This window comes from Frondihabitans sp. Leaf304 (genome assembly GCF_001423105.1).
Classification (GTDB): domain Bacteria; phylum Actinomycetota; class Actinomycetes; order Actinomycetales; family Microbacteriaceae; genus Frondihabitans.
In genome coordinates this window covers 1407368-1421085 of sequence record NZ_LMNV01000002.1, presented here as the reverse complement: position 1 = coordinate 1421085, position 13718 = coordinate 1407368, and the positions used below count along the sequence as shown (strand labels likewise).

The 13718-nt window shown below is 68.9% G+C and carries 10 protein-coding genes; 7 read left to right on the top strand and 3 right to left on the bottom strand.

Features of this window, described 5'->3' with window-relative positions; all coding sequences use genetic code 11:
- Positions 1 to 24: 24 nt before the first annotated feature.
- Positions 25 to 732 carry a metal-dependent transcriptional regulator gene (locus tag ASF54_RS06310; RefSeq protein WP_055959954.1) on the top strand — a complete coding sequence of 236 codons (708 nt, stop codon included), beginning with the start codon at positions 25 to 27 and terminating at the stop codon, positions 730 to 732.
- Positions 733 to 1110: 378 nt separating this feature from the next.
- Here ASF54_RS06310 and ASF54_RS06305 read toward each other — a convergent pair whose 3' ends face one another.
- Positions 1111 to 2394 carry a sodium:proton exchanger gene (locus ASF54_RS06305; protein WP_055959952.1) on the bottom strand — a complete coding sequence of 428 codons (1284 nt, stop codon included), beginning with the start codon at positions 2392 to 2394 and terminating at the stop codon, positions 1111 to 1113.
- A gap of 331 nt (positions 2395 to 2725) precedes the next feature.
- Between ASF54_RS06305 and ASF54_RS06300 the strand changes: the two genes are divergently transcribed.
- Both ASF54_RS06300 and ASF54_RS06295 read left to right on the top strand, forming a co-directional pair.
- Positions 2726 to 3292, top strand: coding sequence for an NAD(P)H-dependent oxidoreductase (locus ASF54_RS06300; protein ID WP_055959949.1), 567 nt, complete (start codon positions 2726 to 2728; stop codon positions 3290 to 3292).
- 191 nt (positions 3293 to 3483) lie between these two features.
- Positions 3484 to 5658: a glycosyltransferase family 39 protein gene (locus tag ASF54_RS06295; RefSeq protein WP_084815994.1), complete on the top strand. Its 2175-nt coding sequence runs from the start codon at positions 3484 to 3486 to the stop codon at positions 5656 to 5658.
- Between the two features lie 746 nt (positions 5659 to 6404).
- Here the strand turns inward: ASF54_RS06295 and ASF54_RS06290 are convergent.
- Positions 6405 to 7550: a hypothetical protein gene (locus ASF54_RS06290; RefSeq protein WP_055959946.1), complete on the bottom strand. Its 1146-nt coding sequence runs from the start codon at positions 7548 to 7550 to the stop codon at positions 6405 to 6407.
- A gap of 83 nt (positions 7551 to 7633) precedes the next feature.
- Here ASF54_RS06290 and ASF54_RS06285 point away from each other — a divergent pair, with 83 nt between their 5' ends.
- Positions 7634 to 8068 (top strand): MarR family winged helix-turn-helix transcriptional regulator, encoded by a 435-nt coding sequence (locus ASF54_RS06285; RefSeq protein WP_055959943.1) that lies wholly within the window; start codon positions 7634 to 7636, stop codon positions 8066 to 8068.
- A gap of 114 nt (positions 8069 to 8182) precedes the next feature.
- Positions 8183 to 8956, top strand: coding sequence for a Pr6Pr family membrane protein (locus ASF54_RS06280; protein WP_157510043.1), 774 nt, complete (start codon positions 8183 to 8185; stop codon positions 8954 to 8956).
- Here ASF54_RS06280 and ASF54_RS06275 read toward each other — a convergent pair.
- The gene (locus ASF54_RS06275) at positions 8896 to 10374 is read right to left on the bottom strand and encodes an FAD-dependent oxidoreductase (RefSeq protein WP_162237103.1); all 1479 of its coding nucleotides are present in this window, start codon (positions 10372 to 10374) and stop codon (positions 8896 to 8898) included. The two genes, ASF54_RS06280 and ASF54_RS06275, sit on opposite strands and share 61 nt — an antisense overlap.
- A gap of 145 nt (positions 10375 to 10519) precedes the next feature.
- On the opposite strand from ASF54_RS06275, the gene ASF54_RS06270 reads away from it, so the two are divergent.
- Positions 10520 to 11011: a CarD family transcriptional regulator gene (locus ASF54_RS06270; RefSeq protein WP_055959934.1), complete on the top strand. Its 492-nt coding sequence runs from the start codon at positions 10520 to 10522 to the stop codon at positions 11009 to 11011.
- A gap of 1169 nt (positions 11012 to 12180) precedes the next feature.
- The gene (gene arfA, locus ASF54_RS06265) at positions 12181 to 13686 is read left to right on the top strand and encodes an arabinosylfuranosidase ArfA (protein WP_055959932.1); all 1506 of its coding nucleotides are present in this window, start codon (positions 12181 to 12183) and stop codon (positions 13684 to 13686) included.
- Positions 13687 to 13718: the final 32 nt, after the last annotated feature.

Sequence of the window (13718 nt, the reverse complement as noted above, 5' to 3'; positions counted from 1 at the left end):
GTGTCTGGCCAATACCCTGAGAGCATGAGCACACCGACCGCCGGCACCATGACGGAGGACTACGTCAAGGTCATCTGGAAGGCCCACGAGTGGTCGGGTGAGGGGCTCACGACAAACGAGCTTGCTTCAACTCTGGGTGTCGTCGCGTCGAGTGTCTCGGGCAACCTGAAAAAGCTCGCCCGCGAGGGGTACCTCGAGTACGAGCCGTACGGTCGCGCGACGCTGAGCCCGACCGGCCGTGCGCTGGCCATTCAGGTGGTCCGGCGTCACCGGCTCATCGAGACCTATCTCGTCGAGCATCACGGCTATGGGTGGGACGAAGTGCACGACGAAGCCGAGATCTTGGAGCACGCCGTCTCGGATCGCCTCCTCGCCAAGATCGACGCCGAGCTCGGGTTTCCTGACCACGACCCCCACGGCGATCCGATTCCCCGCGCTGACGGAACAATCACCCACCCGCGCGGTCGGCGCCTGACCGAACTCGGCGACGGATCGTGCGCGGGTGTCGTGCGCGTCAGCGACCACGATCCTGCACTGCTGCGCTTTCTCGGAGGGCTCGCCATCACGGTCGGGTCGCACGTCCGCCTCGCAGAGCGGCACGCCTTCGCCGGGAGTCTCGGGCTCGAGATCCTCCAGGCGGGCGACCTGACCGTCGTCGGGACGACCGAGCTCGCGACCGTCGCGGCCGAGGCTATTTGGGTGACGAGCGCGGCCGAGGGGCACGCGCACTAGCAAGCGCTCTCGCGAGGTGGCTTGATCGACGGGTGCGCGGCGGTGGGGGCGCAGTTTCGGCCATCTCGCGAGCGGCGCGGGGTGCGCGGCGCCGAGCCTGGTGGCGTCGGGGCCCGCGGGAGCGCGGTGCTCGGGTGCCCACGAGTCAGGAACCCTGATCCGTTCCGTCGTCGACGCACCCGGCTCAGGAAAACCAGGGGGACCTAGCGCGATCGACTCAGCGCGGCACTCCCGCGGGCCCTGGCGTCTGCCCCCCACGACGCCCTGCCCACCGTGCAGGCGTCAGGAGGTCTGCATCCGCGCGGCCGCGCAGCGGGGTGAGCGCTGCCGGGCGCGCCTGCATGCCTGAAATGCGCGCCCGCTCCCGAGCCCGCGCGCCTAGCGCTCTGAACCCGCCAGCTCCCGCTCGCCCGGGCCCGCCGCGATCGACGACTGCCGCCGGAACGGCGCCGTGATCGTCGGCAGGATGTCGCGCCGCTGCAGCCACAGCGCCACGAGCGCGACCGCGATGTGCACTGCGCTCAGCACGTAGCGTCCGGTCTCGCCGGTGACGACGAACTGCAGGGCGAACAGGGCGACCAGGGCAATGGCGGCCCACCGGTGGAACCGCAGCGCCACGATGATGGCGACCCCCATCACGGTCTGCGACGCCGTCAGGACGAACTCCTCGACCTGGCGCCCGTCGAGGGGGAGGTCGGTGCCGCCGCCACCCAGGAGGTGGGCGATGGGGAGCGATCCGACGAGGAGGGTCCACTGGTTGATCTTCGAGGCGATCAGCGTTCCGATGGCGGCGGCACCCTGGCCGCGCAGGGCGAACAGCACCGCGACGATGAACTCCGGCGCCTCGGTGGCCAACGGCGCGAGCCACTGCACGAGGAAGTAGCTGTCGATGCCGAGCGACGATCCCGACTGCACGAGGGCATCGGCGAAGGGTTCCGCCGACGAGAGAATGACGGCGGCCGCGACAACGAACATCGCCACGAACGTGATCTTGCGAAGGCGTGCGGGCAGGCCCGCGATGTGCGCTGCCGTTCCGACGAACTCCTCGTCGTCGTCATCGTTCGCGGCGTTGCCGGCTCGCCACAGGTAGGCGGCGAAGATGGCGATCAGGATGATGCCGAACCACAGGGCGATCTGACCGGTGAGGGGGATCACGAACGCGATGACGGCCACGATCGCGAGCACACCGACATCGAGACGCGAGGATCCCGGCAGGTCGAGTGCCCGGGGAACCGAGCGGCCGGATACGCCTCGAGCCGCAGCGGTGCGACGCGCGACGAAGAGCGCCACGAACACGACGAGAGGCCAACCGAAGCCGAGGAGCAGACGGTTCGAGCCGGTCATGTTGGCGGCGGCGAACTGCTCGTAGGCCGGGTCGGAACCGGAGCGGAACGCGTAGTACAGGTCGACGGCGTATTCGGGCAGCACGGCGATGAGAGCGAGGATCGCGATGGCGAGCGCCCCCGAGATGTCTTTCTGGGCGGCCTCGGCAGCCCAGGCGAGCAAGAACGACGCCGCGACGACGGCGGCCCCGAATACGACGAGATCGACGACGGGGTTCGGCGCGAAACCGGTGACGCGGAACATCACGGCCGGCACGGCGATGGCGAGGCAGAGCAGGATCCGACGCACCAGTGGCGCAGGAAGAGAACGAGTGAGCATGGCGGGCTTTCGGTCGCGGCCGAGCGCTTCCGGGTAGGGAGGAGCTTCGGCCTGAATGGCCGAAGGTCTCGTTCGCCTCGCTCAGCCGCCGGGAGCGGCTGTCACGAGGAGGTACGCCGGGCTGGTCGTCGTGACCGCCAGTATGTCGACGCACCGTTGGAGGAACTACTCCCCTTCGATTCGTCCACCCTGGCATGGGGTGTCGCCGTCGCACCAGCTTTTCGGAACGCCGAAATCGACATCACGCGTCGGCTAATTCGTGACCACGGGAATACGAGCGCGGTCGGCCGAATTGGGCGGTTTGTATCTGTTTGCCACCAAAGGAGAAAACATGTCCGATTCCTCGATCCTCGTCCTCGTGGGTAGCCTCCGCGCTGCCAGCACCAACCGCCAGCTCGCCGAAGCGGCCGCCCAGGTCGCCCCCGAGGGCGTCACGCTGACGATCCACGAGGGCCTCGGCCACATCCCCTTCTACAACGAAGACATCGACGTAGACGGTGCCGTGCCGGAGGGGGCCGCCAAGCTCCGTGCGGCCATCGGTGCGTCCGACGGGATCCTCGTGGTCACCCCCGAGCACAACGGCACCATTCCCGCCAGCCTCAAGAACGCCATCGACTGGGCGTCGCGCCCCTACGGCGAGTCGAACCTCGTGGGCAAGCCCACGGCAGTGATCGGCTCCGCGTTCGGCCAGTTCGGCGGCGTGTGGGCGCAGGACGAGACCCGCAAGGCATTCGGCATCACCGGTGCCAAGGTGCTCGACGACGTCAAGCTCGCGATCCCCGGCTCGGTCGTCCGCTTCGCCGAGACGCACCCGAAGGACGACGCGGAGGTCGTCGGCCAGCTGAGCGACGTCGTCGAGAAGCTCGTTGCCGCGACCTCCGAGACTGCCGCCGCCTAAAGCTGTGCTTTTAGCGCGGCTGCGGATGGACGTGGCGGACCTCGGACAAGCCTCGGTCGTCCGCCATGTCTATTCGCAGCCGCCCGCCTGCCCTGCCCCGCGCACGATGCATAGCAGGCGTATCGGCGCCTCATAGAAAGCCGAAAGCCGCGCCAGCGATCCTCGAAGTCCGCCAACCCGGAGGACTACCCATGACCGCACACGCCGGACCTCTCACCGGAAGCACCGCGACCAGACCGTCGCCCGGTGCCACCGGAGAACGCCGACTCGCCGCCCGAGCGCTCCTCGGCAGCCGCGCCGACCCCGCCTGGGTCAGGCCGAGCCTCTGGGGGCTCCTCGTCGCCACCGGCCTCCTCTACATCGTTGGGCTGTCGGCCAGCGGCACGGCGAACTCGTTCTACGCCGCTGCCGTGCAGGCGGGGAGTCAGAGCTGGAAGGCTCTCTTCTTCGGATCCTTGGATTCGTCGAACTTCATCACCGTCGACAAGCCGCCGGCGTCGCTGTGGGTGATGGGCATCTCGGCGCGGATCTTCGGCTTCAACTCGTGGAGCCTCCTCGTTCCGCAGGCGTTGATGGGCGTGGGCAGCGTCGCGCTGGTCTTCGCCATCGTGCGGCGCAGCCTCGCCGCGCTCGGCCCGCGCCTCTCGGCCGCCGGCGCCCTCGTCGGCGGTCTCGCGCTCGCCTGCACCCCGGCCGCCGCGCTGATGTTCCGCTTCGACAACCCCGATGCGCTCCTCGTCCTGCTCATGACGCTGGCCGCCTACTTCGTGGTGCGCGCTCTGCCCAGTGCGAGCTGGAAGTGGCTGGCCGCAGCCGGGCTCGTGCTGGGCTTCGCCTTCTTGACCAAGATGCTGCAGGGCCTCCTCGTGGCCCCGGCCTTCGTGCTCGTCTACCTGCTCGCGGCCAACACGACGATCTGGAAGCGTCTTCTGCACGTACTCGGCGCGCTCGTCGGAGTCGTCGTCGGCGCCGGCTGGTGGGTCGCGATCGTCGCCATCTGGCCGGCCGACTCCCGCCCCTACATCGGCGGCTCGACCAACAACTCGGTGCTGGAGCTCGCCTTCGGCTACAACGGGCTCGGCCGCTTCTTCGGCTCGGGGTCGGGCAACGGTGGCGGTGGCGGTGCCGGAAGGGGAACCGCAGGCGGATCCTTCGGCGGTTCGACCGGCCTCACCCGCCTCTTCTCGAGCGAGATGGGACTCGAGATCTCGTGGCTGCTCCCCGCCGCACTGCTGTTGCTCGTGCTGGGTCTGATCGTCGCCGGTCGCCGGTCGCGCCTCGACCCGCTGCGCGCCGGCCTCGTGATGTGGGGCGGCTGGCTAATCGTTACGGCCCTCGTCTTCAGCTTCACCAGCGGCACGATCCACCCCTACTACACGGTCGCTCTGGCACCGGCGATCGCCGGACTCATCGGCATCGGCGGCGCCCTCCTGTGGCGCATGCGCACCACCTGGCTCGGACGCCTCGGCCTAGCAGTCGCCATCGCCGGAACGGGCGCATGGTCGTTCCACCTCCTCTCGGAGAACGCGACCTGGATGCCCTGGCTCAAGTGGGTCGTGCTGATCGGCTCGGTGCTCGCGGCAATCGGCTTCGTGATCGGTTCGATTACGGCCTTCCGACGTGTGACCCTCGCGGCCGTGCTGGTCGGCACCCTGTTCGCCTTCGGGGGATCGGGTGCGTATGCCATGGCGACGGCGTCGGTCGGGCACTCGGGGTCGATTCCGAGCGTGGGATCGTCGTCGAGCTCGTCCGGTATGGGTGGCGGCGGCGGCGGCGGCATGGGCGGTGGCACGGGTGGCGCTGGCGGTGGTGGAACCCCGCCGTCTGGCACTGGTGGCCCCGGCGGCAGCGAGAGCGGCGAGTCAGGCTCAGAGAGCGAAATGCCCTCCGGTGAGATGCCTTCGGGCGACTCCGCTCCGAGCGGCACCGCGCCGGGCGGATCGGACTCGAGCTCTGCCGGCACATCGGATGACTCGGCGTCGGGCGGATCCTCGTCTTCGTCTTCCGCTGCGGGAATGGGTGGCACGACCTCCTCCACTGCTCTCGACACCCTCCTGAAGAAGAGCACCGCGCGCTGGGCTGCGGCCGTCAACAACGACCAGTCGGCTGCGACGCTCGAGCTGTCGAGCGGCACCGCGGTGATGGCCATCGGCGGCTGGAGCGACGACCCGACGCCGACCCTCGCCGAGTTTAAGGCGTACGTGGCCGCGGGCGACATCGGCTACTACGTGTCGAGTGGCTCCGGAGGCGGGATGGGCAGCGGCTCCTCGTCGGCCTCCTCGGCGATCAAGACCTGGGTGGAGGCGAACTTCACGGCGACGACCGTGGGCGGGAGCACGGTGTACGACCTGTCCTCTGCGAAGTAGTTCGCGCGGGCGAGCGGCCGCGGGATGCGAGGGCGTCCTGCGGCCGCTCTGTGCGTGCGGTTCGCTTTTCAGGCAACGAGGTGCGTGCGGGGCGATTCGCGCGGGTGTGGGGCCTGGCTGGCCCTGGATGCCTGAGTTGCGGGCGGGGTGGGGTGTGCGGCGATGGGCCGGATCCTGCGTGCGGTCCGCTTTTCAGGTGATGAGCTGCGAGATGGGCGATTTGCTTGGTCATAGGGTTTGGCCGGGTCTGCATGCCTGAGTTGCGGGCGGGGTGGGGGTGTGCGGCGCGGTGCAGGATCCTGCGCGCGTTTCGCTTTTCAGGCAATGAGCTGCGACATAGGCAATTTGCGCGGGTGTGGGGCTTGGCCGGGTCTGTATACCTGAGTTGCGGGGAGTGTGGGGGTGCGCGGGGTGGTGCAGGATCCTGCGCGCGTTTCGCTTTTCAGGTGATGAGGCGCGCGTGGGGCGATATGCGCGGGTGTGGGACCTCGCCGGGCTTGGATGCCTGAGTTGCGCCCAGAGGAACAGAACCAGGAGTCCCTGGCATGCTCAAGCCGGCCAAGCGCTCCCGCGGGCCCTGGCGTCGGGTGGCTCTGCGGTGCGATCGCTCCGGCGCTGGTCGTACTTCAGGCGTTCTGTCGCTGCCTCACCCTGCACCCCGCGTGCTCACGCCCACGCGCGACTGGTCTCCTGTTCTGCGGACGCGGACGCGCACGCGACCGCAACCGCGAACCCGCACCACCCACCTACGCCGCCACCACCTGCTCCTCTTCGCGCATGACGACCCGCTCGTTCGCAATGCGCGTGCGGCGACGGCTCAGGAGGTGGGTGAGCAGCGTCAGGCCGAGGCCGACGGCGGCCCAGATGCCGAGGCGGAGGATGTCCCACCCGAAGGCCTGGCCGGGGAAATACTGCATCGTCTGCGCGGCGTCGAGCCAGGCGGCGCCGTTCCAGAAGCCGTTCAGGGCGGCGAAGAACGCGGGCATGAGGTGCACGGCGAAGATTCCGCCTGACGAGGTGAAGTTGAACATCACGAAGAGCATGGTGAGGGCGGGGGTGGTCCAGTGGCGGAGCACCGGGTGCAGGCCGACGCCGATCAGCACAATGGCCAGCGAGTAGAGCCAGCCGGCGAGCCAGGTGCCCCAGACGTGGCCGTCGACCACGTGGTAGACGGGCCCGGCGATGATCAGGGCGATCGCGGCGACGACACCGGAGAGGACGGCGGCGGTCACGAGCGACCAGCGGATGCCGAGACGAGAGGCGAAGGCGGCGACCGCGGCAGCCGTCGCGTACGAGCCGACGCTGAGCCCGACGAGGAGGAAGAAGAGCCCCTGGCCGGTGGAGTCGTTGGCGGACGACGGCACGACGTCGACCACAGTGAACGGCAGCTTCGACTCGTAGGCGATCGGCAGGAACACCTTCTGGGCGACGTTGGCGCTCGTCTCGGACGAGGCCGACGAGACGAGGAGCGACGCACTGGTGGCGGTGGGCTCGTACGCCGCGGTGATCTCGCGGTCGGTGATGAGCTGGCGAGCGACCGCGTCGGACGAGACGGTGCGAACGCTGAGCTGGCCGTCGGCCCCGTCGCTGAGCGTCTGCGCGAAGACCTTGACCTCGGCGCTGGTGCCCACGACTGCCACGGGGAGCTCGTGCGGCGTCGGCTGGTGGAAGGCGCCGAGGTAGGCGAGCGTCATTCCGAGGCCCAGGAAGAGCGGCACGAGGATCGCGGTGCCGAACGCCTTGAAGACGGCGACCGGCGTGCCCAGGAACATGCGCGGACCAGTGGGCGTCTCGCGGCCCGACGAGGACGACGGCAGCCGGTGGCTGTGGTCGTCACGACGCGGGGACTGGCGGATCGCGACCTCCTGGAGCGAGTGCGTATTCGTAGACATGCTGCCTTTCAAAAGACGAGGGGAGTTACTGTTGCAGTATGCAACACAGAAAGACATTACACCCGATCGTTAAACTCGACGACGTGACCACGAAACGCGACGACCGAATGCAGGCCGTCTACGCCGAACTGCAGGCCATCTCCCGTCGGGCGGCCGCGCGAAGCCGTCGCACGGCCGAGCCGCTCACCGTCGTGCAGCACACTCTCCTCAACTTCATCGCGGTCACCCCCGACTGCCGCGCCGTCGACATCGCGTCGGCCATGCGCTTGAACCGCTCCACCGTCTCGCGCCAGATCGGCGACCTCCAAGAGCTCGGGCTCGTCGAGGTCGGCGTCCAGCCCATCTCGAGTCAGGCGCGCGGCCAGCTGCTGCTCCTCTCCGACCGCGGGCGTGAATTGCTGCAGCGGTCGATCCGGGCCAACCACGCCGAGCTTGAGCGGAGGCTTGCCGACTGGAGCGACGACGACATCGACCGTCTCGCCGACGGGCTCGAGCGATTCAACGCCGTCGACGAGTAAGCGCTCGTCGCCAGCGACGGGAAGCCCTGCGTCGAACCGGCCGGCCGTGACCAGGTGACCCCGTCGGATCCTTCGCTCGGTGCTCTCCCTGCCGCTCTCGGTACCCTCGGTCGGATGCAGACGCCGTGGACCTTCCGTGTCTCCGGCCTCCTGCGCCTCGCCGCGGCCGGCGTGGCCATCGCCGCGCTCGTCGCCAACTTCGAGTACGTCCTCGGGTTCTCGACTTTCGCGACCGCGAACTACTTCAGCTACTTCACGCAGCAGAGCAACATGGCGAACGTGGCCGTGCTGGTGGTCTCGGGCATCTTCACCTTCCGGGGCCGGAGCGACCCACCCTGGTTCGCCGCGGTGCACGCCATCGTCACCACCTACGTGATCGTCTCAGGAGTCGTCTTCGCGGTGCTCGTCACGCAGTCTGCCTCGCACCACTACGCGCTGGCGTTCCCCACCTCGAGCCAGGTGCTCCACTTCTGGATCTCCGCCTACGTGCTCCTCGACTGGATCCTCGCTCCGGGTCGCACGCCCGTCCGCTGGCGCACCCTCGCTCTGGTGCTGATCTTTCCGCTGATCTGGGGTCTTTTCACACTCGAGCGCGGCCGCGAGGTGCGTTGGTACCCGTACTTCTTCCTCGACCCGACGCAGGTGAGCCCCGAGCAGTTCCGGCTCTACAACGCTCTCGTGCTCGCAATCTTCGTCGGCGTGCTGACGGCGCTCATCGGCCTGAGCCATGTTCGGCCCGGGCACCTGGCGAGGCGGCGCCGCGTGCTCGCCTCGGGTGACGACACGAACGCAGGATCCGACGGCTCACCCGAGCGGGCGACCGCACCTCACGAGCTCGGGGTCGGCGACGGGGTGGGCGACGCGTCGTCTGCCACCCGGTCGAGGTAGGGCGCGAGATCGGCCACCGCCGCAGCGACCGCTTCGGCGTCGCTCAGCTTCTCCGCCGCCACTGCGGACTCGCCGCCGATGAGCGCCACCAGGATCGCGTAGCCCGTCGCCGGCTCGAGGTTGACCCACAGGCGGTAGGTCGCGTCGTCGTCGAGGATCGCCCAGACGGTGTCGTCGGTCGACCAGATGCGCTCGTCGAAGCGCAGCCAGAGGACGTCCTGCACGCCCATGCCGAGACGGTCGATGGCGCTGCGACGCACCGCCGACTGCTCCGGGACGAAGACGATCCGCTGCTTCTTGAACACGCCTAGCGGGATCGTCGACACGACCCGGTCGGCCGAGAGCGACTCGCCCGTCACCAGACGGAGGCCGACACCCTCATTGGCGTACGTGATCTGAGTGACGTTGCTGCCCCGCAGCACGTCGAGATCGGTCAGCAGCCCGGCGACGTAGGAGGCGAATCCCTTCGTGACGAGCTGGGCGTCGACCGGAGCGGCCCCGACGGAGAGCGCGCGAGACGACAGCGCCTCGGCATCGGCGCCGAAACGCGCGGGGAGCGCCTCGGCGAGAACCCAGGCCAGACGGTCGGCATCGGAGACGCCCGACGCGTCGGGGGCACTCGACAGCGTCGACCGAGCACCGGAACCGTCGAGTGCGCCATCGACGCTGACCTCGGCGCTCTGACGGTCGGCCCAGGCGCGGGCTGAAGCGAGAGTGGCGGCGACGGTGGCGGTGGTCGGAAATCGGGTACGCGCGGATCCTTCACGTGCTGTCGTCTCGGCCTCGAACGGCACCGTCACAACGCCAGCGCTCGTGAGCAGACTCTCCAGGTCGGCGGCTCCGTCGCCGAACAGCATCGAGACGCCGGTCTGCACCTCGATCGGCCAGTCGTCGCCCTGGGAGGAGGCGATCCGGCCACCGACCCGCTGCCGAGCCTCGATCACGACCACGTCGAAACCCTGATCGGCGAGCGTGCGAGCGGCCGTCGCACCGGCGATGCCCGCGCCGATCACGGCGATGCGCTCGCCCGGAGTTGCTACGGCAGCGACCTCGGCGGCCACGGCGATACCCGACAGGCGAGCACCCGTGACGGTGCCGGGCCACGTCTCGGCGACGGCCTCGCCCGCGAAGAACACCTTGTCGTCGAGCGATGCCCGCAGGGTCTCGCGGTCGGCGGAGGTGGACTCGGTCGTCAGGACGCTGTTCGAGCCGTACGCATAGGGGTCATCGCCCCACGAGCTGCGCCGGAACGCGGCCGGCGTCACACCGGAAGCGGTGGTCGCGGTGGGCGTCGGCGTACCGGTCGGCCCCGGACTGCTCGCCGTCGGAGCCGGAGACGGACTCGAGCAGGCCGACAGCGCCAGTACCCCGGCTCCGGTAAGGGATCCGGTCACGAAGACGCGGCGGCTGATCGGCATGGTCGTGCCATTGTCGCAGGATCCGGCCCACGTCACCGGGGAGGGCGTCCCGGTCGGTCTAGAGCCGCGGATCATACAACGGATTTATCGGGTAGAATGGTAAGACTGCCGAGACGACACGCAAAGAGAACAGAGGCACGACTAGATGATTTTCGAAGTAGGGGAGACCGTCGTGTATCCCCACCACGGCGCCGCCACCATCACCGCGGTCAAGACCCGCACCATCAAGGGCGCTGAGAAGAAATACATCACCCTGAACGTCCACGCCAGCGATCTCATGATCGAGTTGCCGGTCGACAACGTCGATCTGGTCGGCGTCCGCGACGTCATCGACGCCAAAGGTGTTGAGGCGGTGTTCGACGTACTCCGCAGCGATCACGTCGAAGAGCCCGGCAACTGGTCGCGTCGCTTCAAGGCGAACACCGAGAAGATGGGCAGCGGAAGCGTCTACAGCGTCAGCGAGGTCGTCCGCGACCTCTGGCGCCGCGACCAAGACAGCGGCGTGTCCGCCGGCGAGAAGCGCATGCTCCTCAAGGCGCGTCAGGTGCTGATCAGCGAGCTCGCTCTCGCCCAGAAATCTACCGACGAGGAGGCCTCGGCCGTCCTCGACGAGGTGCTCGCGACCGTCACGGTCTAGCGACTCCTCCTCCTTTTCGCAGTCGCTGCAGGCAGGCCCTCGGGTCTGCCTGCGGTGGTTAACGGGTGTGCGTGCGTGCATTTGTGCGCGTTTCAGGAATGCAGGCGCGGGGGAGCGCGGGTGCGGGGTTCGCGGGGCGGAACGCGCCTGGATGCCTGATGTGTGAGCGGGGTTGCGCAGGATCCTGGTCTGCCGCGGCAGGCGAACGTCACCGGGCGCGCTCGCGGGTGCGCGTTTCAGGAATGCAGGCGCGGGGGAGTGCAGGCGCTGGGTTCGCGCGGCGGAACGCGCCTGGGTGCCTGATGTGTGAGCGGGGTTGCGCAGGATCCTGGTCTACCGCGGCAGGCGAACGCCACCGGACGCGCTCGCGGGTGCGCGGTTCAGGAATGCAAGCGCGGGTGAGCGCGGGCGCGGGGATCGCGGGGCGGAACGCGCCCGGATGCCTGAAGTGTGAGCGGTAGCGAGCGGCACTGGGTGATGCATTCAGGCATGCAGGCGCGGGGGAGCGCGGGTGCGGGGATCGCGGGGCGGAGCGCGCCCGGATGCCTGATGTGTGAGCGGGGTTGCGCAGGATCCTGGTCTGCCGCGGCGAGGACGTGCAACGCAGCACGCCGTAGGTGCATGAGTCAGGCATGCGAGCGCGACGGGAGCGCAGACATGGGGATCGCGGGGCGGAGCGCGCCCGGATGCCTGAAATGTGAGCGGCGGTGCGCGGGATCCTGGTCTGGCGCGGCGAGGACGCGCAACGCGCCGCCCTCGCGGGGCGCGTTTCAGGAATGCAGGCGCGGGGGAGCGCGGGCGCGGGGTTGGCGGGGCGGAGCGCGCCCGGATGCCTGAAGTGTGAGCGGTGGCGTGCGGCGCTAGGTGATGGGTTCAGGAATGCAAGCGCCGCGAGAGCGCAGACATGGGGATCGTGGGGCGGAACGCGCCCGGAGGCCTGATGTGTGAGCGGGGGTGCGCAGGATCCTGGTCTGCCGCGGTGTGCGAACGCCACCGGACGCGATCGCAGGTGCGCTCATCAGGAATCCAGCCGCGCACAAGCGCGGGCCAGCGGGTGCGCGAGCGGGGACGCGCCCAACCGCCTGAGAAGTGACCAGCGCAGCCCCCTTGACGCGCAAGTACAACGTTGTACAAACTGGGCGTTACAACGATGTACTGAAGGAGATCCCATGCCCAACGCCCGCCTCGCCCTCGACCCGTCCTTTGTGGTGGCTCCCGTCTCGCGCCGCACCTTCGGCACCTTCGTCGAACACCTCGGCCGCTGCGTGTACGGCGGCATCCACGACCCGGGGCACCCCACTGCGGACGCCGACGGGTTCCGCGGCGACGTGATCGACTTCGTGCGCGAGCTCGGCATCTCGACCGTGCGCTACCCCGGCGGCAACTTCGTCTCGGGCTACCGCTGGGAAGACGGCATCGGCCCGGTCGCCGACCGCCCCGTGCGCAAAGACCTGGCCTGGCACTCCACCGAGCCGAACCTGGTCGGCGTCGACGAGTTCATGCGCTGGGCCAAGAAGGCCGGCGTCGAGCCCATGATGGCGGTGAACCTCGGCACGCGCGGCGTTCAGGAGGCCATCGATCTGCTCGACTACACGAACGGTGCCGGCGGGTCTTTCCACTCCGACCTGCGCAAGAAGAACGGCTCGGCCGACCCCTACGACATCAAGATGTGGTGCCTCGGCAACGAGATGGACGGCCCGTGGCAGATCGGCCACAAGACCGCCCGCGAGTACGGGCGCCTCGCCTCCGAGACGGCCCGCGCCATGCGCCTCATCGACAACGACCTCACGCTGGTCGCCTGCGGGAGCTCGGGCGCCGACATGCCAACGTTCGGTACCTGGGAGCGCGAGGTGCTCGAAGAGACCTACGACGAGGTCGACCTGATCTCGATGCACGCGTATTACTGGGAGAAAGACGGCGACCTCGCCAGCTTCCTCGCGGCGGGTGTCGAGATGGACCACTTCATCGACGACGTCGTCGCCAGCGTCGACCACGTGCGCGCAGCCCAGAAGAAGACCAAGCGCATCAACATCTCGTTCGACGAGTGGAACGTCTGGTACCTCGACGGCGAAGCGTCGAAGAACCCGACCGACTGGCCGGTCGCCCCGGTGCTGCTCGAAGACCAGTACAACGTCGCCGACGCCGTCGTGGTGGGCGGCCTGCTCATCTCGCTGCTGAAGCACTCCGACCGCGTGGCGAGTGCGAGCCTTGCGCAGCTCGTCAACGTGATCGCTCCGATTATGACCGAGACCGGTGGGCGCAGCTGGAAGCAGACCACGTTCCACCCGTTCGCGCAGGCGTCGAGCTTCGCGCGGGGCGACGTGCTGCGCGTCGAACTGCAGTCGCCGGTTCACGAGACGGCGAAGTACGGGGCTGTTCCTGCCCTCGACGCCGTCGCCACCCACGACCCGGAGACCGGCGACGTGAGCGTGTTCGCGATCAACCGATCGCTCACCGAAGAGCTCACCGTCGATGTCGACACCCGGGCCTTCGGCGGTGTGCGTCTCGTTCAGGCCACGACGCTGCACGACGCCGACCCCTACAAGTCCGTCACGGTCGACACCGCCGACAGCGTCGCTCCGGTGGCGAACGACAAGACGAGCTGGGACGGCTCGGTGCTCAGCGTCGTGCTGCCGCCGCTGAGCTGGAACGTGGTGCGCCTGGCCAAGCAGTAGAAGCAGCGCTAGCGCCCGGGCCAGCCGCGCCA

Excerpts from the sequence above, each read along its gene's own strand:
- ASF54_RS06310 (WP_055959954.1), top strand. The coding sequence starts at position 25 with ATGAGCACACCGACCGCCGGCACCATGACGGAGGACTACGTCAAGGTC.
- ASF54_RS06305 (WP_055959952.1), bottom strand. The coding sequence starts at position 2,394 with ATGCTCACTCGTTCTCTTCCTGCGCCACTGGTGCGTCGGATCCTGCTC.
- ASF54_RS06300 (WP_055959949.1), top strand. The coding sequence starts at position 2,726 with ATGTCCGATTCCTCGATCCTCGTCCTCGTGGGTAGCCTCCGCGCTGCC.
- ASF54_RS06295 (WP_084815994.1), top strand. The coding sequence starts at position 3,484 with ATGACCGCACACGCCGGACCTCTCACCGGAAGCACCGCGACCAGACCG.
- ASF54_RS06290 (WP_055959946.1), bottom strand. The coding sequence starts at position 7,550 with ATGTCTACGAATACGCACTCGCTCCAGGAGGTCGCGATCCGCCAGTCC.
- ASF54_RS06280 (WP_157510043.1), top strand. The coding sequence starts at position 8,183 with ATGCAGACGCCGTGGACCTTCCGTGTCTCCGGCCTCCTGCGCCTCGCC.
- ASF54_RS06275 (WP_162237103.1), bottom strand. The coding sequence starts at position 10,374 with ATGCCGATCAGCCGCCGCGTCTTCGTGACCGGATCCCTTACCGGAGCC.
- ASF54_RS06270 (WP_055959934.1), top strand. The coding sequence starts at position 10,520 with ATGATTTTCGAAGTAGGGGAGACCGTCGTGTATCCCCACCACGGCGCC.
- arfA (WP_055959932.1), top strand. The coding sequence starts at position 12,181 with ATGCCCAACGCCCGCCTCGCCCTCGACCCGTCCTTTGTGGTGGCTCCC.